This window comes from Nonomuraea sp. NPDC049725, assembly GCF_040674795.1.
Classification (GTDB): Bacteria; Actinomycetota; Actinomycetes; order Streptosporangiales; family Streptosporangiaceae; genus Nonomuraea; species Nonomuraea ceibae.
The window spans coordinates 109,013-131,260 of the sequence record NZ_JBFANJ010000018.1; the positions used below are offsets into that span (position 1 = coordinate 109,013).

General features: G+C 72.8%; 26 protein-coding genes. 10 read left to right on the top strand and 16 right to left on the bottom strand.

Annotation, left to right across the window (positions count from 1 at the left end; genetic code table 11):
* Window positions 1–20 precede the first annotated feature (20 nt).
* The 3 genes from AB0J53_RS36330 to AB0J53_RS36340 all read right to left on the bottom strand — a co-directional run bounded on the left by AB0J53_RS36330 (window position 21) and on the right by AB0J53_RS36340 (window position 1,993).
* Window positions 21–593: a hypothetical protein gene (locus AB0J53_RS36330; RefSeq protein ID WP_364180652.1), complete on the bottom strand. Its 573-nt coding sequence runs from the start codon at window positions 591–593 to the stop codon at window positions 21–23.
* Window positions 594–752: 159 nt separating this feature from the next.
* Complete coding sequence (locus AB0J53_RS36335) at window positions 753–1,199, bottom strand: YdeI/OmpD-associated family protein (protein ID WP_364180654.1); 447 nt, start codon at window positions 1,197–1,199, stop codon at window positions 753–755.
* Window positions 1,196–1,993, bottom strand: coding sequence for an alpha/beta fold hydrolase (locus AB0J53_RS36340; RefSeq protein ID WP_364180656.1), 798 nt, complete (start codon window positions 1,991–1,993; stop codon window positions 1,196–1,198). Before AB0J53_RS36340 ends, AB0J53_RS36335 begins: the two co-directional genes overlap by 4 nt.
* Before the next feature lie 118 nt (window positions 1,994–2,111).
* On the opposite strand from AB0J53_RS36340, the gene AB0J53_RS36345 reads away from it, so the two are divergent.
* From AB0J53_RS36345 to AB0J53_RS36365, 5 genes are all read left to right on the top strand, one after another.
* A complete protein-coding gene (locus tag AB0J53_RS36345) occupies window positions 2,112–2,531 on the top strand; it encodes a nuclear transport factor 2 family protein (RefSeq protein WP_219506419.1) in 420 nt (139 codons plus the stop codon).
* Between the two features lie 18 nt (window positions 2,532–2,549).
* A complete protein-coding gene (locus AB0J53_RS36350) occupies window positions 2,550–3,818 on the top strand; it encodes a VCBS repeat-containing protein (RefSeq protein ID WP_364180658.1) in 1,269 nt (422 codons plus the stop codon).
* Between the two features lie 75 nt (window positions 3,819–3,893).
* Window positions 3,894–5,939, top strand: coding sequence for a sensor histidine kinase (locus tag AB0J53_RS36355; RefSeq protein ID WP_364180660.1), 2,046 nt, complete (start codon window positions 3,894–3,896; stop codon window positions 5,937–5,939).
* 10 nt (window positions 5,940–5,949) lie between these two features.
* A complete protein-coding gene (locus AB0J53_RS36360; protein WP_231619066.1) occupies window positions 5,950–6,186 on the top strand; it encodes an AbrB/MazE/SpoVT family DNA-binding domain-containing protein in 237 nt (78 codons plus the stop codon).
* The gene (locus tag AB0J53_RS36365; RefSeq protein WP_364180663.1) at window positions 6,183–7,187 is read left to right on the top strand and encodes an alpha/beta fold hydrolase; all 1,005 of its coding nucleotides are present in this window, start codon (window positions 6,183–6,185) and stop codon (window positions 7,185–7,187) included. The genes AB0J53_RS36360 and AB0J53_RS36365 overlap by 4 nt, the downstream gene beginning before the upstream one ends.
* Here AB0J53_RS36365 and AB0J53_RS36370 read toward each other — a convergent pair.
* Window positions 7,184–7,546, bottom strand: coding sequence for a peptidase inhibitor family I36 protein (locus AB0J53_RS36370; RefSeq protein WP_364180665.1), 363 nt, complete (start codon window positions 7,544–7,546; stop codon window positions 7,184–7,186). The genes AB0J53_RS36365 and AB0J53_RS36370 overlap by 4 nt on opposite strands.
* Before the next feature lie 72 nt (window positions 7,547–7,618).
* Window positions 7,619–8,689, bottom strand: coding sequence for a hypothetical protein (locus tag AB0J53_RS36375; protein WP_364180667.1), 1,071 nt, complete (start codon window positions 8,687–8,689; stop codon window positions 7,619–7,621).
* A gap of 82 nt (window positions 8,690–8,771) precedes the next feature.
* Between AB0J53_RS36375 and AB0J53_RS36380 the strand changes: the two genes are divergently transcribed.
* Window positions 8,772–9,686 carry an SDR family oxidoreductase gene (locus AB0J53_RS36380; protein WP_364180669.1) on the top strand — a complete coding sequence of 305 codons (915 nt, stop codon included), beginning with the start codon at window positions 8,772–8,774 and terminating at the stop codon, window positions 9,684–9,686.
* On the opposite strand, the gene AB0J53_RS36385 is transcribed toward AB0J53_RS36380, so the two are convergent.
* Window positions 9,677–11,086: an MFS transporter gene (locus tag AB0J53_RS36385; RefSeq protein ID WP_364180671.1), complete on the bottom strand. Its 1,410-nt coding sequence runs from the start codon at window positions 11,084–11,086 to the stop codon at window positions 9,677–9,679. The genes AB0J53_RS36380 and AB0J53_RS36385 overlap by 10 nt on opposite strands.
* Before the next feature lie 75 nt (window positions 11,087–11,161).
* On the opposite strand from AB0J53_RS36385, the gene AB0J53_RS36390 reads away from it, so the two are divergent.
* Window positions 11,162–11,809 (top strand): TetR family transcriptional regulator, encoded by a 648-nt coding sequence (locus AB0J53_RS36390; RefSeq protein ID WP_364180673.1) that lies wholly within the window; start codon window positions 11,162–11,164, stop codon window positions 11,807–11,809.
* A gap of 15 nt (window positions 11,810–11,824) precedes the next feature.
* Here the strand turns inward: AB0J53_RS36390 and AB0J53_RS36395 are convergent, their stop codons facing one another.
* The 4 genes from AB0J53_RS36395 to AB0J53_RS36410 form a co-directional block, all read right to left on the bottom strand.
* On the bottom strand, window positions 11,825–12,001 hold the full coding sequence (locus AB0J53_RS36395) for a hypothetical protein (RefSeq protein ID WP_364180675.1): 177 nt from the start codon (window positions 11,999–12,001) through the stop codon (window positions 11,825–11,827).
* Window positions 11,998–13,185: a hypothetical protein gene (locus AB0J53_RS36400; protein ID WP_364180677.1), complete on the bottom strand. Its 1,188-nt coding sequence runs from the start codon at window positions 13,183–13,185 to the stop codon at window positions 11,998–12,000. Before AB0J53_RS36400 ends, AB0J53_RS36395 begins: the two co-directional genes overlap by 4 nt.
* A gap of 165 nt (window positions 13,186–13,350) precedes the next feature.
* Window positions 13,351–13,677 carry a hypothetical protein gene (locus AB0J53_RS36405; RefSeq protein WP_357585977.1) on the bottom strand — a complete coding sequence of 109 codons (327 nt, stop codon included), beginning with the start codon at window positions 13,675–13,677 and terminating at the stop codon, window positions 13,351–13,353.
* Window positions 13,678–13,794: 117 nt separating this feature from the next.
* Window positions 13,795–14,364, bottom strand: coding sequence for a TetR/AcrR family transcriptional regulator (locus AB0J53_RS36410; protein ID WP_364180679.1), 570 nt, complete (start codon window positions 14,362–14,364; stop codon window positions 13,795–13,797).
* Between the two features lie 67 nt (window positions 14,365–14,431).
* Here AB0J53_RS36410 and AB0J53_RS36415 point away from each other — a divergent pair, with 67 nt between their 5' ends.
* Window positions 14,432–14,893, top strand: coding sequence for a hypothetical protein (locus AB0J53_RS36415; protein WP_364180681.1), 462 nt, complete (start codon window positions 14,432–14,434; stop codon window positions 14,891–14,893).
* 24 nt (window positions 14,894–14,917) lie between these two features.
* The gene (locus AB0J53_RS36420; protein ID WP_364180683.1) at window positions 14,918–15,814 is read left to right on the top strand and encodes a VOC family protein; all 897 of its coding nucleotides are present in this window, start codon (window positions 14,918–14,920) and stop codon (window positions 15,812–15,814) included.
* A 58-nt stretch (window positions 15,815–15,872) separates the two neighbouring features.
* On the opposite strand, the gene AB0J53_RS36425 is transcribed toward AB0J53_RS36420, so the two are convergent.
* Window positions 15,873–16,592 (bottom strand): hypothetical protein, encoded by a 720-nt coding sequence (locus tag AB0J53_RS36425; RefSeq protein WP_364180685.1) that lies wholly within the window; start codon window positions 16,590–16,592, stop codon window positions 15,873–15,875.
* Window positions 16,593–16,955: 363 nt separating this feature from the next.
* A complete protein-coding gene (locus AB0J53_RS36430) occupies window positions 16,956–18,188 on the bottom strand; it encodes an MFS transporter (RefSeq protein ID WP_364180687.1) in 1,233 nt (410 codons plus the stop codon).
* 91 nt (window positions 18,189–18,279) lie between these two features.
* Between AB0J53_RS36430 and AB0J53_RS36435 the strand changes: the two genes are divergently transcribed.
* Window positions 18,280–18,876: an XRE family transcriptional regulator gene (locus tag AB0J53_RS36435; protein ID WP_219500014.1), complete on the top strand. Its 597-nt coding sequence runs from the start codon at window positions 18,280–18,282 to the stop codon at window positions 18,874–18,876.
* Here the strand turns inward: AB0J53_RS36435 and AB0J53_RS36440 are convergent.
* From AB0J53_RS36440 to AB0J53_RS36455, 4 genes are read right to left on the bottom strand one after another with little or no spacing between them, the layout of a single operon-like run.
* The gene (locus AB0J53_RS36440) at window positions 18,868–19,731 is read right to left on the bottom strand and encodes an aminoglycoside phosphotransferase family protein (RefSeq protein WP_364180690.1); all 864 of its coding nucleotides are present in this window, start codon (window positions 19,729–19,731) and stop codon (window positions 18,868–18,870) included. The genes AB0J53_RS36435 and AB0J53_RS36440 overlap by 9 nt on opposite strands.
* A 36-nt stretch (window positions 19,732–19,767) precedes the next feature.
* Window positions 19,768–20,283, bottom strand: coding sequence for a VOC family protein (locus tag AB0J53_RS36445; RefSeq protein ID WP_364180692.1), 516 nt, complete (start codon window positions 20,281–20,283; stop codon window positions 19,768–19,770).
* 26 nt (window positions 20,284–20,309) lie between these two features.
* Complete coding sequence (locus tag AB0J53_RS36450; protein WP_364180694.1) at window positions 20,310–21,257, bottom strand: YafY family protein; 948 nt, start codon at window positions 21,255–21,257, stop codon at window positions 20,310–20,312.
* A 22-nt stretch (window positions 21,258–21,279) separates the two neighbouring features.
* Entirely contained in the window at window positions 21,280–22,173 is an 894-nt protein-coding gene (locus AB0J53_RS36455; RefSeq protein ID WP_364180696.1) for an MBL fold metallo-hydrolase, read from the bottom strand.
* Window positions 22,174–22,248: the final 75 nt, after the last annotated feature.

Below are 22,248 nucleotides of genomic sequence, written 5' to 3' on the forward strand. Positions count from 1 at the left end.
TGTCCCAGTTTCGCGCAAGATCAGGCATGTGCGGGGACTCGCCGGTCACTCACCGCCAGCGGCAGGAACGCGATCAGCGCGAGCAGCCCGCCGAGCGGGATCAGGTCCAGCGACACGAACGGCAGCAGCACCTGGACCAGCACCAGCGCCGGAACCCAGACCGGCACCTGGCGCCGGACCGCGAGCATGGCCACGAGCACGACCTGCGCGACGTAGAAGAGGACCGGCCCGGCCTGGTAGACCAGCAACGACACCCCCGGCACCGCCTGCACCTGGTCGAACAGCGGCCCCATCGCCTCGTGGTCGGCCGCCATGAACCCCACGACGACGTCGATCGCGAACTGGACGAACGCCAGCCCGGCCCCGGCCGCTCCGGCGACGAGCACGGCGGTGGCGCCCCGGCTGCGCCCGAGCATCAGCCACATTTCCCGAAATATGTAGACAAAGAGCACCAGTGCGCCCATGAATGCCAGATGTCCGGCCGTCCAGGCCGGTCCCGGCCCTCGGCTGCCGTCGATCCCGTCGACGAGCCGCAGGATTCCGTAGCCCGCGGAGAGCAGTGGCGCGGCGAGGTAGGCGGGGTGGATCCGCATGATCTTCTCCTGGGGAAGGCGCTGGTTGACGTCCCCATCCTCGGATTTCCCGCCGCGAAAGGGATCGCCGCCCGGGGCGATCCTGGCTCTCACTCTCAAGAGCGAGGCGGCCTCACCGGCACGACCGATCCGCCTCACCGGCACGGCCCGGCCGGGAGGTCACGCCTCGCCGGCGGCCAGCTTGGTGACCGCGTCGGCGACGCGGCGCCGCCGGGTCTCGGCCTTCTTGGCGCCCTCGACCTGGAGGACCACCCGGCGCCTCCGGGAGTAGGACAGGCCGTCGAAGAACGCCTTCGCCTCCGGCGCCCGGTCGAGCGCCTCGGCCAGGTCGCCGGGGACCGCCACCTCGCGCGGCGCGGTGTCGAGCTCCAGCGTCACCTCGACCTCGTCGCCCGCCGCCACCCCGGCGCCCTGCCGGTGCTCGGCGCTGAGCGGCAGCAGGTAGCGCCCGCCCATGACGGCGACCGTGCTGCGGTAGCTGTAGCCGTTGACCGTGACCGTCACGGCGGGCCGCCTGCCCGAGCCGAGCGCCTCCACGATGCCGGCGGGCACCTCGAACCCCGTCGCGGTCCTGCCCGCCAGCTCGACGGTGGTGCGGAAGCTCATGCGAAGAAGCCCTTCAGGACGGGGGCCAGCGCGCGCGCCTTGACCAGGTGCGTCTGGCCGTCGAGGGTGCGCGCGGCGGCGTCGGGCAGCACGCGGGCCAGGTCGGCGGCGCCGTTGCGGATCCAGGCCGGGCTCTTGCCGCCGTCGATCACCAGCGCGGGCACCTTCACCGCGTCCCACTCGCGCTCCGGAAGCGGCTTGCCCTGCCCGAAGCGCGCCACGAACGCCGCGTCGTAGGCCAGCGTGTGGGCGATCGCCTTCATGCCGGACCAGCCGGGCATGAGCCGCATCATGGCCACCATGATGCCGGGCAGCCCGACGCCCGTGCGCATGAAGTAGCGGATGGCGTCGGCCGGGCGGCCGGCGGCGATGAAGCCGCGGATGCGCTCCTCGTAGTCGTGGGGCATGGGGGCGCGGGTGCCGTCGACCACGAACGGCGGCTCGTACACGGCGACCTTGGTGACCGGGAGCCCGGCGGCGGTGGCGGCCAGGGCCAGCGCCGCGCCGGACGAGATCCCGTACAGGAAGACGGGCTCGCCGATCGCCTCGATCAGCGCGGCGAGGTCGTCGATCTCGCGCTCGACCGAGAACGGCGCGGTGTCGCCGCTGCCGCCGCGCCCGCGCCGGTCGTAGGTGTAGACCGTGTGGCTGCCGGCGAGCTCGGCGGCCAGGGCGGGGTTGGGGCCGGAGGCGCGGTGGCACATCGCCCCGTCGACGAGGATGACCGCCGGCCCGTGGCCGACGCGGGTGTAGGCGATGGTGGTGCCGTCCTGGGAAGTGACCGTGTTCTCCATGCCCTGAGCGTCTCACCGACAAATAAAATTGTCAAGGCGCTTACCTGCGACGTAATGGCGCCCCTGGCCGCGCCTCTGCCAGGCTTCCCGGGTCGTCCGAACGGGGAGGAAGCACCGCATGTCCACACGTGACGTCGTCCAGGAGCTGCTGCGCAGGATCGGCGAGGGCGACCCCCGGCGCATCGCGGAGCTGTACGCCGACGACGCCGACTGGAAGCTCGACTGGCCCGAGGCCGAGCACGGCCGCGCCGCGACCCCGTGGATCCGCCACCGCGTCACCCGCGCCGACGCCGAGGCGCACTACCGGGAGATCGCCGAGCACCACGTGCCCGAGGAGGTCGCCACGGTGGTCGAGCGGGTGCTCGTCGACGGGGAGCACGCCGTCGTGCTGGGGGAGATCCGCCAGACCGCCCGCCCGACCGGCCGGGCCTACCGGTCCAGGTTCGCGCTCCACCTCACGGTGGAGGACGGGCTGGTGACGCGGCACCACGTGTACGAGGACAGCCTGGCGGTGGCGCAGGCCTTCGACGGCGCCTGAGCCGTACGATGGGCGGGTATGAGGCGAGTCGTCGGCGCGGTGATGCTGCTGGTGACGCTCGCCGCCTGCGCACCCCCGCCCGAGACCGGCAGCCCGCCTGCCACGTCCGGCCCGCCGGTGACCTCCGGTCCGCCTGCGACGTCCGGCTCGCCCACGACGTCCGGTCCGCCCGCGACGCCCGGTCCGCCCACCACGTCCGGTCCGCCCGCCACCTCGTCCGGCCCGTCGGCGGGGAAGCCGGTTGGCCGGGGCCGGCCCGGCGACCTCGACGGCGACGGCTATGCCGACCTGGTCTTCGCCTCGGGTGACCGCCTCGACGTCGTCCGCGGCTCCCGTACCGGCCTGGACCCCGCCACCCGCGTGTCCGTGCCCGCCGACCGGTTCCGGGTGTGGCTGATCAGCCAGAGCGTCCACGCCGACCTCGACGCCGACGGCTACGGCGACGTCGTGGTGCACGGCGGCCCGCCCGATGGGGAGATGGCCCCGCACGTCCTCTGGGGCGGCCCGCAGGGCGTCGGCCTCGTCCCCGTGCGCGTGGGCAGGAAGAGCCTGCTGCACCCGGTGACCGGCGACTTCGACGGTGACGGCGTGGCCGACGTGGCGGCCCCGGCCTCGGGGCGCACGGCCCTGGTGCTGCTGTACGGCCCGTTCACGCGCGAGGGCGTCCCGGCCCGCGAGGAGACCCGGCCGTCCCCGTCAGGAGGGGAGTTCTGGCGCCTGGCCGCCGGGCCGATCGGCGCGGGGCGCCGTACCGGGCTGCTCGTGTACGAGGGCGACGACGGCGAGCAGGTCGCGAGCCGGCTCCTCCGGGGGCCGGGGGAGCCGGTCCGCAGGCTGAACGCGGGGATGGCCTCGGCGTTCGGCGACTTCGACGGCGACGGCCGGGAGGACGTCGCGGTCGGCGACGACGGCGGCCGCAACAACGAGCCCGGGTTCGAGACCGAGCCGCCGGGCGTGGACCGGACGCTGACCGTCTACTACGCGGGCGGCCGCGTCGAGAGCCTGCGCGGGGCCAAGGGCGGGGCGGCGGCGGGCGACTTCGACGGCGACGGTGACGACGACGTGGCCTTCGGCGGGTTTTGGCCCGACACGCCGTCGGGGCCGCGCCTGTTCCGGGGCGGTCCCGGGGGGTTGCGGGACGCGGGGCCGATCGGCGCGGGGCGCGGGCTGTCGCCGCTGACCGCCGGGGACTACGACGGCGACGGGGACGACGAGCTGGTGCTGGCGTCGGAGAAGAGCGTCGCGGTGTCGGACGGGCGGGGGGCGATGAGGTCGTTCAGCAGGTGAGCAACCTTTTTATGACGATTTATCAATACGAAGCCGTGCATAATGCGTCCAGCTCCAGGAGAGGCAGGGACCAGCATGGCTCGGAACGCCATCGTGGCAGCGCGGGCCGCGGCCGTCACCTTGGCGGTGCTGTCCCCGCTGCTCGAACTCGCGGCGCTGGCGATCTGGCAGTCGCTGCCGCCCGAGTGGACCCCGGCGCAGACCGCGACCCCGCAGTCGGCCGCCGCCCTGGCGTTCCCCGTGGTCGGCGCGGTCCTGATCTTCCACCGGCCCAAGCTCGGCATGGCGTGGGTCATGTGCCTGGGCGGGCTCGCCGGCGCGGCCAGTGACATCACCAACGCGCTGCTGTTCCACTACGCCGGCCTCGGCCGCTACGAGGTGTCGAGCTGGCTGCGGATCGCGACGCTGATCCCGTGGGGGATCTGCGGGGCGACGCTCACCGCCGTGCTGCCGCTCTACTCGCCCGACGGCCGGCTGCTGTCGCCGCGCTGGCGCTGGGTCATCGTCCTCAGCGTCGCCGGGCTCAGCCTGAACATCCTGCGCGCCGTCGTGCGCCCCGACCCGTCCCTCGCCGACTACCCGTACCCGGTCGTCATCACCAACCCGCTGGCGGTGCCCGCGCTGGGCCCGTACCTCCAGGTGATGACCGTGGCCGGGTGGACGCTCATCTACACCTCGATGGCGCTGGCCGCGTGCTCGATGGCGTTGCGGATGCGGCGGGCCGACCCGGTCGGCAGGCGGCAGATCGGCTGGCCGATGTACGCCTTCGCGGGCTACATCGTGTTCCTGGTCGTGGGCGGGGCCGTGCCGGAGCTGATGTGGCTGTCGATCACCTGGGCGGCGCTGATCCCGGTCGCGATGGCGTTCGCGGTGATGCGTTACCGGTTGTACGGGATCGACACCGTGGTCAGCCGCACGTTCGTGGCGGCCGGGCTGCTGGTGGTGGTGAGCGCCGTGTACTTCGGCGTGGGCGCCGTCTCCTCCGTGCTGGTCTCGGGGTACGACCAGATCGCCGGTCTGGCCTCGGCCCTGTTCGCGGGGGCGTTCTTCCAGCCGTTGCGGCGGTGGTTGCAGCGGCTGGTGGACCGGTTGCTGTACGGCAGGGTCGGTGACCCCGCCCTGCTGGCCGAGCGGCTGACCCAGGCGATCCGGCGTGGTGATCCCGCCGAGGCGCTCACGTCGGTCGTGGCGGTGCTGAAGGACGGGCTGGCGGTGGAGGGCGTGGCCGTCGAGGTCGCCGACGGTGAGCCGCGCTACGTCGAGAACGGCCGCGTCGGCGCCGCGCCGCGGCGGGTGCCGCTGGTCTGGCACGGCGAGCAGGTCGGCCGCCTGCTGGTGGGAGCCCCCGGCCCGCGGCGCTTCCCGGCCGCGCACAACGAGCGCGTGCTGGCCACGCTCGCCCCGTACGCCGCCGACGTGGCGCACGCCGTGCGCATGGCCGCCGACCTGCAACGCTCGCGCGAACGGATCCTCAGCACCCGCGAGGAGGAGCGCCGCCGCCTGCGCCGGGATCTGCACGACGGGCTCGGCCAGAGTTTGTCGAGCATGGCGATGATCATCAACATCGCGCGCAGCCGGCTCAAGGACTCGCCCGATTCCGCCGACGCCCTGCTGCAGGATCTGCGTACCGGCATGGACGCGGTGGCCGGTGACGTCCGCGAGCTGGTGCACGGGCTGCGCCCGCCCGCGCTCGACGACCTGGGCCTGGCCCGCGCGCTGCGTGAGCTGGCGGGGCCGCAGGTGCCGGTGCGGGTCGAGGGGGCGCTGTCGGACCTGCCGGCGGCCGTCGAGGTGGCCGTCTACCGGATCGTCCAGGAGGCGCTGACCAACATCCGGCGGCACGCCGACGCCGAGACCGTCACCGTCACGCTGCGCCGGGAACGGTGCGTGCTGCGGGTGACCGTCACCGACGACGGGCGCGGCCTGCCCGAGTCCCACCGGCCCGGCGTCGGGCTCTCCTCGATGCGGGAGCGGGCGGCGGAGCTGGGCGGCATCTGCGTCATCACCGGCGAACCGGGCGGGGGCACGCGGGTGGAGGTGATGCTGCCCCTGCCGACGACGGTCTCGGCGGGGACACCGGCAGGGGCCGTGATGCGTGCAGAAAGTAGGAAAAGTAGGTAAAGTCGTACCCATGACCGGAAAAATGATCGAAGGGCCGGACGGCCGGTACATCGTGGGCACCGTGAAGATCAGCGAGAAGGGTCAGATCGTCATCCCCAAGGACGCCCGTGACCTGCTCGGCATCGAGCCCGGCGACACGCTGCTCGTCCTCGTCGACCCCAAGCAGGGCATCGCGCTCGTCGACAACGAGAGGTTCCGGCAGTTCGCCACCGGAGTCCTCGCCGCGCAGAGCGAGCCGGAGCAGTGAACCCACCGGTGAACCCGTACCACGGCCTGCGCGAGCCGCTGCCCGCCGCGCTGTCCGGTTTCCGCCAGGAGTCCGCCGAGCTCGACGGCGTGCTGATCAACTACGTCCGCGGCCCCGAGTCGGGCACCCCGCTCCTGCTGATCCCCGGCCAGATGAGCCTGTGGAGCAGCTACCGCAGCGTCATGCCCGAGCTCGCCCGCCGCTTCACCGTCTACGCCGTCGACGTCCGGGGCCACGGAGCCTCCTCGTGGACCCCGGGCGACTACTCGTGGGACTCCGCCGGCGGCGACCTGGCGCGATTCCTGCGCGACGTCATCGGCAGGCCCGCGATCGTCAGCGGCAACTCCTCCGGCGGCGTCCTCGCCCTGTGGTGCGCCGCCAACGTCCCCGACCTGGTCGCCGCCACCGTCCTGGAGGACCCGCCGATCTTCTCGGTCGAGATGCCGCGCTTCCGCGACCGCGACCGCTGGGTCTACGCCAGCCTCGTCCACACCGCCGAGGTCGCCGAGAACGGCCGCCCGGCCGACATCTTCCGCCAGGACATCCCGATCGCCGAGGACAAGAGCATCCGGATGCCCGACCGGTTCGTCGACCTCCTCGACCGCCTGGTCACCCGGCACGCCCGCCGCCACCCCGGCCGCCCCGCGAGCCTCGGCGTCCGCTGGCTGCCGCGCTCCCTGGACGAGACGATCCGGGCGGTCTCGATGTTCGACCCCGACTTCGCCAGGGCGTTCGTCGACGGCCGCTTCTACGGCGACTTCTCCCACGAGGCCGCACTCCGGGCGGTGAGCGGCCCCGTCCTCCTCATGCACGCCAACTGGAACCGCTTCGTCAAGCACGGCCTCGTCGGCGCGATGGACGACGACGACGCCCGCCGCGTCCGCGACCTCGCCCCCCAGACCGTCTACCGCCGCATCGACGCCAGGCACGTCATCCACGACGACAAACCCCGCGCCTTCCTCACGGCCCTGACGGACTTCGCCTCACACGCGCGGGTCTAGCACTCCCCGCGCCACGTCACCTTGGTCACCGTGCGAATCGAGGCCGGCGGCGCCGAGATGTTCCCCTTGCCGTCCGGGTCACCGAAGTGCACGCATCGCGTCCCGACGAACCTGACCGTGAGGTTGACGTGGTCGGAGCCCTCCTCCGCGTAGGCGTTGTTGAAGTAGGACCTGGCGTAGGCCTCGCCCTCCCAGTTCTTGTTCGTCTTGAACGACATGCCCTCGCTCTGGTTGTAGCCGTAGTAGAAGCAGATGTAGCCCTTCGGGCAGCTCTCGGCGGCCTGCGCCGCCGACGGCACCACCGCCAGCCCCCCGAACGCGACGGCGGCGGCCAGTGTGGTGAAGACTCGATTACGCATGTGTCACCCTTCTCGGTAAGAACCCCGTGAGGTGATCTTCACGCGCCCCGCTTCCCCTGTGAACCTGTGTCCTTACAGGGGGATCACCCGGGGCAGGATCGGGGTGTCGAACCAGGTGGGCTTGTGCTTGCGCAGCAGGGCTTCGCCGTCGCGCTGCCAGGAGAAGCCGGGCTTGTTCAGCAGCTTGCGGAAGACCCGGTCGGCCTTGGCCGGGTCCGGGGCGGCCAGGCGGCGCAGGATGCCGGGGCCGGTGTCGGCGCCGCGCAGGTAGCCGCTGATCACGTCGCGGTACGGGCGGCGGACCAGGAGCGACGGGTCGGCGAACGCCGCCTGGGCGAGGTCGAAGCCCGGGAAGAAGCTGAGCCCCTCCTCCTCGTCGAAGACGACCGCGAGGCTGGGCGCGCCGGACAGGCCGAGGTCGGGCAGCTCGGGCTCACGCCATGCGCCGGGCTCGCCCCCGTTGCGTTCGTGGTCGTGGCGGTAGAAGGCCAGGATCGTCTCCTGGACCGCGTCGCCGGCGACAAGCACCAGGTCGCTGCCGTACAGGTCGATGAAGGAGGCGCGCTGCCGCGCCTGGAGGGCGCGGGCCTGGGCGAGTTTGTCCGGGTTGCGGAAGACCATGCGCGGGTTCTGCAGTTGGAGGGTGCGCACGCCGGCGAGGACGGCGGCGACGTCGTCGGCGGAGTAGGCCGTCGCGGCGCCGCTGATCATCCAGTCGTCGCCGACGGGCACGAGGCCGCCGACCATGACGACGCCGGGCGTGAGCTGTTCGACGCCCTCGGCGCCCATGTTGGACCTGATCCGGTAGGTCAGCTCGTCGACGTGGTTGACGGCGATGACGCCGTCGTCGCCGTATGGCTCTTTGATCTCGAACACGCCCTGGACGTAGTCGGCCCACGACAGCAGCAGCGCCCGGTCCGCGCCGGTGAAGCGCTCGGCGAACGAGCCGAGGACGGTCTGGCCGCCTTCGAGGCGTTCGGTGAGGACGAAGGCGTCGAGAGCGGTCGAGAAGACCATCTCGTCACTGACCCCGTCGGGGAACGCGCGCTGGATCATGTTCCTGGTGGCCCGCTGGAACCTCGGCGACCTCGCGTACTCCGACAGCTCGCCCTTGAGCTCCCCGGCCCGCTGCATCAGATCCATGCGCCCAACCTAGCGCCGGGCCGTCGCCGAAGTCCGGGAAAAGATGACAGACGCTGTCGGGTATCGCGGTTACGTTCGGCTCATGCACAACACGTTGAAGGGCAAGGTCGCGCTGGTCGCCGGGGGGACGCGGGGCGCCGGCCGGGGCATCGCGACGGAACTCGGGGCGGCGGGGGCGACGGTGTACGTGACCGGCAGGACCTCCGGCGAGAGCCGCTCGGAGTACGGCAGGCCGGAGACCATCGAGGAGACCGCCGCCCTGGTGACCGAGGCGGGCGGGGAGGGCATCCCCGTCCGGGTGGACCATCTCGAACGCGACGAGGTGCGCGCCCTCGTCGAGCGGATCGAACGCGAGCAGGGGCGGCTGGACGTCCTGGTCAACGACATCTGGGGCGGCGAACTGCTGGCCGAATGGGACTCGCCGCTGTGGGAGCACGACCTGGACAAGGGGCTGCGGCTGCTCCGCCTGGCCATCGACACGCACATCATCACCAGCCACTACGCGCTTCCGCTGCTGATCAGGCGGCCGGGCGGCCTCGTGGTCGAGATGACCGACGGGACGAAGGCGTACAACGACGACAACTACCGGGTGTCCTTCTTCTACGACCACGCCAAGAGCGCGGTGATCAGGCTCGGCTTCGCGCAGGCGCACGAGCTGCGGCAGCACGGCTGCGTGGCGGTGACGCTGACGCCGGGCTGGCTCAGGTCGGAGCTGATGCTGGACCTGTTCGAGGTGACGGAGGACAACTGGCGCGACGCCACGGCCCGCGAACCGCACTTCGTGATCTCCGAGACGCCCCGCTACGTGGGCCGGGCCGTCGCCGCGCTGGCGACGGACCCGGACGTGATGCGCTGGAGCGGCCAGTCGCTGTCCAGCGGGCAGCTCGCCCGCGAGTACGGGTTCACCGACGTGGACGGCTCCCAGCCGGACTGCTGGCGCTACCTCGTCGAGGTGCAGGACCCGGGCCGCCCCGCCGACGCCACCGGCTACCGCTGAGCGGGCAGGGTCAGGATCACCAGCACGAGCGCCAGGGCGGTGATGCCCAGGCCGACCGTGAAGGCGGCTCCCATGCCGTCGGCGACGGCGACAGCGCTGCCCGCGCTTCCCCGGCTTCCCGTGTTCCCGGCGACCGAGGCGTACACGCTGGACAGGATCGCGATGCCGAGTGACGCGCCGGTGAGCATCGCGGTCTGGAGCACCCCGGCGGCCGCGCCCGTGTCGGCGGGGGCGACGGTGGACATGATCGCCAGGTTGAACGGCACGACGACGAGCCCGAGCCCGGCCCCCACCAGCAGCAGGGGGCCGGCGATGCCGGGGACGTACCCGGTCGTCGCGGAGATCGGGACCAGCCAGGCGACGCCCGCTCCGATCAGGGCCACGCCGGTGATCGCGACGGCCCTGGCGGTGAGCCGGGTGATCACCCTGGGCGCGCTCTGCGCGGTCAGCAGCATGCCGAGCGCCATGGGCAGGAACGCCAGGCCCGCCTGCAGCGCGTTGTGGCCGAGGACCTCCTGAAGGAACTGCACGATGAGGAACTGCGTGCTCATCGTCACCATGGGGAGCAGCAGGAGCCCGGCGAAGGCGCCGGCGCGGGCGCGGTCGGCGAACAGCCGCAGCGGCAGGATCGGCTGCCGCGCCCGCGCCTCGACCCGGACGAAGGCGGTCAGCAGCCCGGCGCCGCACGCCAGCGCGACGAGCGCGGCGGCGTCCCGCCAGCCGTGCTCGGCGGCGCGGGCCAGCGCGAAGGCCACCGCGCCGAGCCCGGCGACCGAGGTCAGCGCACCGGCCACGTCGAAGCGCCCGGGCCGGCGCGACGCCTCGGCGAGGACGCGCGGCGCCAGCGCGATCACGATCAGCCCGATCGGCACGTTGACGAACAGCACCCAGCGCCAGGACAGCGCGGTGGTGATGATCCCGCCCAGGACCAGCCCGAGCGTCATGGCCGACGCGGTGACCGACGAGTAGACGCCGAGCGCCTTCGCCCGGCCCTCACCCTGGAAGTTCGTGGTCAGCAGCGCGAGCGTGCTCGGTGCGGCCAGCGCGGCGCCGAGTCCTTGCAGGGCGCGGGCGGCGACGAGCCATCCGGGAGCGGTCGCCAGCCCGCCGGCCAGGGAGGCGACGGTGAACACCGTCATGCCCGCGAGGAACATCCGGCGGTGTCCGAGGATGTCGCCCGCACGGCCACCGAGCAGCAGCAGACCGGCGTAGACGAGCAGGAAGGCGTTGCTGACCCACGACAGCCCGGCCGGGGTGAACCCGAGCCCGCCCCGGATCTCGGGCAGCGCGACGTTGACGATCGTCGCGTCGAGCATCAGCACCAGTTCGCAGGACACGATGACGGCCAGCGTCACCGCGCCGGCGCTCTGGACGGCGGTTCTTTCGCGCAGGCGTGACACGTTCACTCCTCAATAGGGAACCAGGTGGTTCACTATAGAGCGAGGGTAGGGTGGGATCGCAAGGAGGAGGTGCTGATGGCCACCACGGCCGAACGGTCCGCCCGACCCGAGCCCGCGGAGCCTGCCGATCCCGTCGAGCCGCCCGAGTCCCGCGAGCCGCCCGCGTCACGGCGGCGCGGCGAGGAGCTCCGGCGAGTGATCTTCGATGCGGTCATCGAGCAGCTCGGGACCGTCGGCTACGCCAAGCTGAGCACCAACCGGATCGCGGCGGCGGCGGGCACCGGCAAGGCGGCCCTCTACCGGCGCTGGCGCAACAAGGACGAGCTCATCCGCGACGCGCTGCGCGAGCTGATCCCCGGCCCGCCCGAGGTCACCCCGGCCACGCCGCTGCGCGACGGCCTGGTGATGCTGCTCTCCTACCTGAACCGGGTGCTGTACGACTCCAACGGCGCGGCCTTCCAGGCGGTCGCCGCCGCGGGCGTGGCGCAGACCACGCAGCTACGCGCCCTCTTCCGCGAATCGGCCACGGAGCCGTGCGAGAGGCGCATCGCCGAGCTGATCGGCATGCACGGCGGCGCCGCCCCGGGCCGCAACGAGACGGCGATCGCCACGGCGGGGCCCGCGATGATCTTCTACCACTGCCTCAGCGGTCAGCCCAGGAGCACCGACAAGCAGATCGAAGCGATCGTCGACGACCTGCTGCTGCCCCTCATCGGCGCCTGAGGCCGCCGCCTCGGCTCAGTCGAAGTCGAAAATGGAGTGCTTGTCGTAGAAGTGGAGGATGTAGCGGCAGCGCGTGCAGATCATCAGCGTCATCCGGTGGGAGGTCATCCCCCACCGGCTGTCGAGGCGGCCCTGCTCCTGCTGGAACTCGGTGCCCTGGCAGAGGGGACAGGCGAGCTGAGGTCTCGTCATGTCCGGTGAACGCGCGGCCTGGGCGCCCGGGTTCCGGGCCGCTTGGTGGCCCAGGCGATCCGCTCCTTGGCCGTCCCGCGCAACCCCGGCTTGGCCCGCCGCGCCACGTACTCGAGCTGGGCCAGCGCCGTGGCCGTGCCGATGTCGCCGAGCACGCCGGTGACGTCCTTGGAGATGTTCGCCGGGCCGTTCAGCGCCAGGCAGCCGAGCCGGCCGGTGACCTCGTCGTCGGCCAGCCAGATGAGCTGATCGACCACCCAGCGGTTGCCGGACGGCGCCCCGGCGGCCTCCCACGCCTCGTACACGGCCCAGCCGAACGCCGCCAGCGACGTGCGTTCGCACAGGTCGAGCACGTCCTGCAGGCCGGGATAGATCTCGGCCGGGGCGTTCCACTGGACGCCGGGCGACAGCGTGAGCGCGCCGACCAGGTTGCGCACCGCGTCGGCGGGCAGCGGCCGGCCGTCGCGCAGCCGGACCTCGGGCAGCGTGTCCACGTCGAGCCAGGAGAGGGCGCGCGGCCTGCTGGTCGGCGCGCCCCCGTCCAGGATCAGCGTGACAGCGTCCGCGACCTCGTCGCCGTAGGTCCTGGCGGCCGCCACCACGGCCGCCCTGCCGTGCCCGGAGACGATGTGGAACAGCGCCGCCCCCGCCTTGTCGCGTGCGGCCCGCCTGGTGCCGAGCGCGTCCGGCACCAGGTACGGCACCGCCGCCGTCCCGTGCCGGGCGAACCACTCCCGGGCGTGGTGGCGCGTCGCGGCCCTGCCGAGCCAGGCGGCCATCAACCGGGCCACCTCGACGTCGCGGAACGGCATCAGCGCCCAGCCGGACCGGTGCGTCTTCGCGTTGGGGAACACCACGGGAAGGGCGTCGGCCTCGAACCGCACGGTGACGGTCCGCAGGATCGAGAAGTCGGACGAACGCCTGAGCTTCAGCTTCCAGCTCCCCAGCAGCGGCCGGACCAGCTCCTCCGGAGCCAGCTCGAACAGCGAGAACTGCGCCGATTCGCGGACGATCCGCCCGTTCACGAACTCCCGTACGACACCCTCCCACCCCTCCCGCTGGAGGACCTCCTTGAGCTCGGCCGTCAGATGGGAACGACCGGGAAGTCCTTGCCTGAGTTCCTCGCGTTCCCCCGGTAACCAGTCGACCACCCGTCCCGCGGGAGGCAGAAGCCCCGGGATCACCGGGGGCTTCCGCTCCCACGGGGGAGTGACCAGAAGGGGAGGAAGCGCGTCGCGCATATGTCAGCCTTTCGAGCACAGGACTTCGGCGACGGCATTCCTACCGAAGCCCGGTATGTCGCGAGCATGTCGTCTCCGGGGCACGGCTCCACCGGTGAGGACGACCGCCTACAGAGGACAGGTGCCGCCGGCGTAGACACGAATACCGGAGATCTTGCGCGGCTGCGAGTAGGTTTCCGTCTCGCCCGGCTGCAGACAGCCGATGTTCACGCCCTCGGCGGGGACCAGACGCGCCGCGTACGGGCTGCTGTTACGCGCGGACGTGATCTCGCGCGCCAGCGGGATGTAGCCGGGCGACGGGGTGACGCAGACGGACTGGATGCCGGAGTAGAGGCAGATGGAACCGCTGGTGGCGGCGGCGGGTGCAGCCATCCCGATCGCGGCCAGGAGCGCGGCGGCGGCGATGCCCGCCGGCAGGTGTTTCCGTGCTCGCATTCTCGGACCCTCCTCATCGGATTCGTGGTCGTGAGAAACGATAGATCGGGCCGCTTTACTTTTGATTTCACCGCACTTTCGGCACCGGGTCGGCTCCCGCCTGCCGCCCGGGATTCTTCAGCGAAGGGCGCCGAAGACGAGCCGGATCATCGAACGGGCGAGCGCCTCCGGGTCGCCGCCGGAGCTCTCCGGCAGGGCGCCGCTCAGCCACAGGCTCGCGAAGCCGTGGGCCAGCGACCAGGCGGCGATCGTGGTCATCCGGTCGTGCTCCGCGCCGGGCGACAGCGTCCGCGCGCTGTCGACGAGCACCCCGGCCGCCCGCTCCTGCGCGCTCCGCACGTCCGGGTCGTCGGCGCGGTAGAGCTCGGGCCGGAACATCACCTCGAAATAGGGCCGATGGTCGATGGCGAACCGGACATAAGCGACACCCACCTCCCACACGTCGGCCGCCGCCTCCTCCAGCGCGTCGGAGAACAGCGTGAAGCCCTCGACCGCCACGGCCGTCAGCAGCCCCTGCTTGTCGCCGAAGTGGTGGGCGGGGGCGGCGTGTGAGACGCCCGCGCGGCGTGCCAGCTCGCGCAGGCTCCACCCGGCCGGGCCGGACTCGCCGATGGCCTGGAGCGCGGCGTCGATGATGACGCGCCGCAGGTTGCCGTGGTGGTAGGACGGCTGGCTGATCTCCCTCACCTCCGCTGTGACGCACTCACCCTATCTTGACATTGACAAGATAGCGACCCGTCCTCCAATCTTGCCGATGACAAGATTGGAGGACGGGATGGTTCCGTTCATCGCCCTCACGGGCGGCTTCGTCGTCCTGCGACTGCTCGGCGTGGCCGGCGTCGACGCCCTGGACGCCTGGCAGCCCGCCCTGCGCGGCGCGCTCGCCCTGATGCTTGCCTTCACCGGGGTGCCGCACTTCCTGCCCTCGTGGCGGCGCGACTTCGCCGCGATGGTGCCGCCGGTGTTCCCGCGCCCCGCCCTGCTGGTCACCCTCACCGGCGTCCTGGAGCTGGCCGGCGCCGCCGGGCTCCTGATCCCGCGCCTCGCCCCCTACGCGGGTGTCTGCCTGGCCCTGCTCATGATCGCCATGTTCCCGGCCAACGTCTCGGCCGCCCGCCGCGGCCTCACCCTCGGCGGGAAGCCCGTCACCCCACTGCCCGCCCGTACGGCCCTGCAGGTGCTCTTCGTCGCCGCCGCCATCGCCTCGGCCATGTGATCCTCGCCACCGAAGGACATCACCATGAACCACCGCGAAGCCCCCGACATCGACTACATCGACCACACCGTCCTCATCACGACCGACCTCTCCGCCGCTTCGGCCCGCTTCGCGGCGCTCGGCTTCACCCTCAGCCCCGCCTCGCCCCACCACCTGGCCGAACGCCCCGGCGGCCCGCTGATGCCCACCTGCACCGCCAACCGGTGCGCCTACTTCGGCCGCTCGTTCATCGAACTGCTCGGCATCGTCGACCCCGCCGCCCCCGACCCGTGGGGCGTACACCACCTGCGCCGCACCTACCACGGCCTCCTGATGACGCTCGGCTCCCGCGACATCCGCACCACCGCCGCCCGGCTCCACGCCGCCGGACTCGCCTCCACCGGCATCCGCGCCCTCGAACGCCAGGTCGACACCCTCGACGGCCTCCGCACCGTGCGCGCCGACAGCATTCGCGTCGACCCCGCGCACACCCCCGGCGGCGCCCTCCAGGCAACCCAGCAGCTCACTCCCGAGCACGTCCACCAGCCCCGCTACCTCGACCACCCGAACGGCGCCGTGGGCCTGCACAGCGTGCTGCTCGTGGTGCCCGACGACGAGCTGGACGAGCACGAGGAACGCCACGCCCGCATCCTGGACGCCGACGTATGGATCGACGGCGCCCGGCGGGTGCTGCCCCTGCGGGAGGGGCGCGTCGAGATCATCCCGCACTCGTCCCTGGACGAGGTCCTCCCCGGGCACGCCCTGCCTGGCCTGCCCCTGCTGGCGGCCCACACCGTGGCCGTACGCGACCTGGGGCACGCCCGCAAGCTCGTCGAGGGCAACCAGATCGCCACCCGCTCCACGCCGGACGGCTTCTACGTCCCGGCCGACGACGCCTGCGGCGTCCCCCTCGCCTTCACCCGGGCCGGGACCACTGGCTGAGGCGCTAGGAAGGCGCCTGCCCGCCACCCGGCTTCGGTGGCGGGCAGGCGGTCTCAGGTCACGTCGGGGACAAGGGGCCGATGACGCGGTCCGGGGTGTCGAGCCAGATCTGCTGCCCTTCGGCGGTGACCGTGACGCCGTAGCGGTCGCGGGCCGGCCTGCCCCATTCCACCCAGGTCAGGTACGCGTCGGTGACCTCGTCCCACAGCCGTCTAGTCCCATGGCTCGCCACGGCGAACCCGCGGCGGCCCTGTCGGTATCCGGTCGTCGCCCATGATCCGTCGCCGTCCCATACCCGTACCTCCATCGTGTCGTCACCTTCACTGGTCGTCGCGCTCACCACGCCGGGCACCAGGGCGGCTATGGCCACGTCGGCTCCGTAGTCGTCCCAGGCGACGTCGCGGGGGTCGATCGGCGTGGTGCGGTGTTCGGGGCGGGTGCCGAGGCGGCCGGGGACCGGGTGGCGCTGGGCGCGCATCATCATGTAGCCGGCCGATCCCACGAGCCGTCCGACCGCGCGGTCGCGGCCCACGGTGAGCCGCAGCAGGTGGCCGTACGCCCAGCCGGGTGACCACGGCGTCACGATGACGCCGCCGGGGCGGGTCTGCTCGACCCACGCCCACGGGACGCGCTGGACGCCGCAGGTCGCGTGCACGCGATCGTACGGAGCTCCGGCGGCGTGGCCGAGCGCGCCGTCGCCGACCACCAGGAGGGGGCTCCGGCCGCAGACGGCGAGGTTCTTGGCGGCCTGGTCGGCGACCGCCGGGTCCACCTCCACGGTGGTGACGTGCTCGTCCCCCAGCCGGATCGCCCGCGCCGTCGTCGGTCTGGGTGATCAGGGAGGCGTCGGAGTAGACGCTCTCCCACCAGGCGTCGGGGTCGGTGTCGCGGTCGATCGCGTGGCCGGCGCCGCCGCCGTCGGGGACGGCCCAGCCGCGCGCCGGGGCGAACACGTGCCGGGGCGCGGCATCGTACGCCTTCCGCCACTCGGGCGGCAGGTCACCGGCCGCCTCGAGCCGCTCGGCCAGGAGCCCACGGAGCCCACGGAGCCCGGCCTCGATCATGTCGATCTCCCTCGCCTGGACGGACGCCCAGCGTGACCGTATGACTACCGCGGTGGTTGGGCAAGGCGTCCGTCAGGCTAGACCTGCGTGGCCCTGCGGGAGGTTGTGCGGTCGAGGAGGATGAGCGGGATGAGGGCGGCGGCCAGGGCGGCGCCGATCCAGGCGACGGCGGTGAGGTCGGCGCCGGTGTTGAGCGCGGCGCCGGCGAGCACCGGGACGAGGCTGATGCCGAGCTGGAACGCGGACACCGTGGTCGCTCCGGCGAGCGTCGGCGCGGCCGAGGCGATGGCGAAGACGCGGGCGTAGATGGCCGGGTTCAGGATGAACCCGGCGATCCCGAGCAGCAGGACGAGGGGGACGACGGCGAGCGCGTACCGGGCGAGAAGGGCGAGCAGGACGGACACGACGAGGATGCCGATCGCCCCGGTCAGCAGCGCGTGGAAGGGGCGCCGGTCGGCGATCCTGCCGCCGGCGGACAGCCCGGCGAACGCGCCGATGCCGAACAGCGCGAGGACCGCGGGCACCCAGACGCCCGGCAGGCCGGTGACGCCGGTCAGCAGCGCCGCCAGGTAGTTGAACGAGATCATGTACGCGGCGGTGCTGAGGATGGTGGCGGCGAGGACCGTCCACAGCTGTGGGCGGCGCAGGGTGCGCAGCTCGCGGCGTACGCTCGGCTCCACGCCCGCGCTGGTGGCGGGCATCGCGACCAGGGCGGTGACCGCTCCGGCGACGGTCAGGGCGACGACGAGCCAGAAGCCGCCCCGCCAGCCCGCGAGGTGGCTGACCAGCGCGCCGGCCGGGCCGCCGGCGATCATCGCGAGGCTGAGCCCGCTGACGACGACGCCGGACGCGCGCGCGGTGCGGTCGGGTGTGACGAGGCCGACGGCGGTGACGGCGGCGACGGCCCAGTAGCCCGCGTAGGCGAGGCCGCTGGCGAAGCGGCTGGCCAGCAGCACCGGGTAGTCGTCGGTCACCAGCCCGATCGCCACCGAGGCGGCGAAGACGGCCTGGGTGGTCACCAGCGTGGTGCGTCGCGGCCAGCGCAGGCTCAGGATGGCGAAGGGCGGCCCGCCGACGACGACGCCGGCGGCGAAGGCGGAGATCAGCGCGCCGGCGGCGGGCAGCGTGATGCGCAGGTCGTCCGCGACCGCGGGCAGCACCCCGGCCAGCAGGAACTCCGCGCTGCCCATCGCGAACAGGCTGAAGGCCAGCAGGTAGACGCCGAACGGCAGCCTTCCCCGCGGGGCCGGTGGGGGACCGTCGGCCTGTCGTGTGCTGTCGCCGCCCGGTTCCTCGGTTGTCTTGATCACGGTGATCACCTCCGCGCCGATGGTGCTGGGGACGCGGATCGGGCAGCAACTTACGTTGCCATTTCTGGGACGCGGGCGGTGGAATGGACTTATGGACGAGCAATCCCCGGACCGGCCGCCGATCGCCGCGACGCTGGCCGAGGTCGGCCCCCGGCTCCGGCGCATCCGCGAGCGGCGCGAGGTCAGCCTGTCGGCGCTGGCCGAGGCCACCGGCATCTCCAGGAGCACGCTGTCCAGGCTGGAGACGGGCCAGCGCCGCCCCAGCCTGGAGCTCCTGCTGCCGATCGCGCTGGCCCATCAGGTGCCGCTGGACGAGCTGGTCGGCGCGCCGGCGGTCGGCGACCCGCGCGTCCACGTCAGGCCGCGGGTGCACAACGGCCGTACGGTGATCCCGCTGACCACCCAGCCGGGGCCGCTGCAGGCGTGGAAGTCGATCATCCCGGCCGACCAGAACCGGCCCGAGCTGGTCACGCACGAGGGTTACGAGTGGCTGTACGTGCTGTCCGGGCGCATGCGGCTCGTCGTGGGCGATCGCGACCTGGTCATGAAGGCGGGGGAGGCGGCCGAGTTCGACACCCGGCTGCCGCACTGGTTCGGGCCCGCGGGGGAGTCGCCGGTGGAGGTGATCAACCTGTTCGGCCGCCAGGGGGAGCGCATGCACGTCCGCGCGAGGCCGCGTTCACGGTGAGGGGTCCAGGGCGGCGGTGATCTGGCGGGCGGTCTGCGCGGCGACGCGCGGGCTGGTGGCGGCGTACGCGGTGTAGGCGTTGAGGCCCGTCGCCAGCGCCCAGCCGCGTCCGCGCAGCCAGGTGGCGTCGTCCACGCCGAGCGCCGCGCGGAAGACGGCCCGGCTGCCGGGCGACATCAGCGTGAAGGCGATCATCAGGTCGCAGGCCGGGTCGCCCACGGCGAGCCCGCCGAAGTCGATCACCGCGCTCAGCCGCCCGCCGTCGACCAGCAGGTTGCCGGTGTGGAAGTCGCCGTGCACCCACACCGGCGGACGGTCCCAGGCGGGTGCGGCCAGCGCCGCGTCCCACAGCGCGGTCATCGCGGCGGCGTCGAACACGCCGCCGGTCGCGGCGATCGCCGCCCGCGTGTCGCGGTCGCGGCCGGACAGCGGCTCGGTGCGCAGCCCGGCGCGCGGCGGCACGGGGGTGAGCCGTTGCAACGCGGTCAGGAACGCCGCCAGCTCGACGGCGGCCTCGGCCGAGTCGCCCAGCGTCTCGACGGTCGCCACCTCGCCGGCCAGCCAGCGCGACACCGCCCACGGCCACGGGTAGCCGAAGGCGGGCTCGCCGACCGCGACCGGCGCCGGGACCGCGAGCGGCAGGTGCGGGGCCAGCCGGGGCAGCCACGCGGCCTCCTTCGCGGCCTGCCCGATGGCGCCGTCGTGGCGGGGCAGCCGTACGGACAGCTTCTCGCCCAGCCGGTAGATCACGTGGTCGGAGCCTGCCGGGTCGAGCAGCTCCAGCGGCAGCCCGGCCCACTGCGGGAACTGCGTGTCGACCAGGCGTCTGGCCAGCTTGTCGTCGATCAAGGGCACGTACGGCTCCTGCGGTCGGGACGTGTCCGGACCATCTCAGTCCGTACGCGGGCCCCTTGTCGACCCGATTTCGCCGCCGAAGAAGTCGGTCTCCGGGTTCTGCATGTACTCCATGGCCGCCGCGAACCCGGGGTCGCTCCAGCGGCGCTCCAGCTCCTCGGCCGTCACGTCCTCGATGCGGGTCTGGATCCACCACAGATTGCCGTACGGGTCGCGCACCCGGCCCACGAGGTCGCCGAAGGCCAGGTGGGTGACCTCGCTGACCACCACGCCGCCGGCCTTGACCGCCTGCCGCAGCACGGCCCGCGCGTCCTCGACGTACAGGCGCAGGAACGCGGGCGTCGGCGGCCAGCCGGGGGGCGAGTCGAACAGCATCACGATCGCGTCGCCGATCCGCACCTCGGCGTGGCCGATGACGCCGCTGTCGTCGACGACGCGGCCCAGCTCCTCGGCGCCGAACGCCTCCGTCAGGTAGTCGATGAGGGCGGCGGTGTCGGGGGAGATGATCCACGGCGTCACCGTCGTGTAGCCCTCGGGCTTGAAGTTCGTCATGCCCTCGACCGTAGGAGCCGTATAGGTCAGTTTCTGTCCTGAGCGGCACGCAGGGTTCTGGCGGCCAGGGCGCGCAGGTGTTCGACCAGCTCGGGCGGCTCGTGCACGTCGAACTCGCAGCCGATCGCCAGCAGCCGGAACGCCAGCCAGTCCAGCGTGTCGCCGCGGCTGCGCATCAGGCAGCGGCGCTCGTCCAGGGGCTCCAGCTCGGTCGCGTCGCCGAGCCGCACCGCGACCTGCTCGATCGGCGCGTGCAGCGTGGCGACCGCCTGGTAGGTGGGCGCGAGCGCGTTCAGCCGGGAGGTGACGAAGTCGGCGGCGTCGTCGGCGGGGAGCTGCCGGGGCGTGGCGCGGGCGCCGGTCGGCCGGGGCTCCTCGACGCGGAACGTGCGCCAGTCGTCCCTGTCCAGGTCGTACGCCACCAGGTACCAGCGGCGGCCCACCGTGACCAGGCGGTGCGGCTCCACGTGACGCCTGCTCTCCCGCTCCGCCCGATACAGGAAGCGCAGGCGCTCGCCGTGCGCGGCGGCCGTGGCGAGCACGGTCAGGAGCTCCGGGTCGATGCCCGGCCCTGCGAGCTGGGGCGCGGGGGCGGTGGCGGTGTTCAGCGCGCCGACGCGGTGGCGCAGCCGCGACGGCAGCACCTGTTGCAGCTTGGCCATGGCGCGGACCGACGCCTCGTCGATGCCGTCGACGGCATGCCGGGTCACGGTGCGCAGGCCGACCGTGATGGCCACCGCCTCCTCGTCGTCGAGCAGCAGCGGCGGCATCGCGGTGCCCGCGACCAGGCGGTAACCGCCGTCGCCGCCCCGGGTGGCCTCGACGGGGTAGCCGAGCTCGCGCAGCCGTTCGATGTCGCGGCGAATGGTGCGCCCGCTGACCCCCAGACGTTCGGCCAGCTCGCTGCCGGGCCATTCGCGCGGGGACTGCAGCAGGGACAGGAGCTTCAGCAGTCGTGCGGAAGTGCCGGACATGCTCCCCAGGATGCCATCGGGGTCAGGTGGCGCACATGCAGACGACGCCCTTCTCGATCCACTCGCGGCCCTCCCAATCCGGATGCCGTTCGATCATCAGGGCCGTGATCTCGGCGACCATCGTCTCCTCGCCCATCGCGGAGTCGCGGCGCGCCCAGGTCTCGTCGCGCAGCAGCCGCAGGTAGTCGCGCACGTCGGCCAGCAGCTCCGGCCCGCCGCAGTCGCCGTGACCGGGCACCACCACCCGCGGGCGCGCGGCGATCAGCCGTTCCATCACGCCGATCCAGCCGAGGCCGGACACGTCCGTGTCGTGCGGCGGGAACCACGGGAAGATCGCGAACTGCCCCGCCTCGACCAGGTCGCCGGTGAACATCACCCCGGCGTCCGGCACCGTCACCACCTGGTCGCCGCGGCTGTGCGCCCGCCCGGTGGCCTCCAGCCGCACCGTCCGCCCGCCCAGGTCGAGCTCGTACGAGCTGTCGTAGACCAGGTCGGGGACGGGCAGCTCGACGCCCTCCAGCTGCCGGGCCACCGGCTCGCCGAGCCCCCGGAACATCTCCAGGTAGCCCGCGCCCTTGGCGGCCAGGTCCTCGGCCTGGGCCCGGTTGATCAGGTACGTGGCCTCGCCCGCGAACGGCTGGGCGCCGAAGGCGTGCTCGGGGTGGAAGTGGGTGCTGGTCAGGTAGAGCCTGCGGCCCCTGGCGTACTCGGCGGCGAAGCCCAGCACGGTCTCGGCGTTGCGCGGGCCCATTCCGGTCTCGATCACCAGCACGGAGTGCGTACCGCCGACGAGGCCGACGTTGGGCACGAGCTGGACGCGCCGGTCCGGGATCACCACCAGGTCGCGGGCGAGTTCCCGCACGTCGGTGAGCTGCACGACGGGTTCGGTCATGGGGCCGGTCATGGAGTCGGTCATGGGGTCCAGTGCAGCGCGCGGCGCGCGGCGGCGTCCAACACCGGTCGCGCAGCGCCGATACCGTCCGGGTATGGT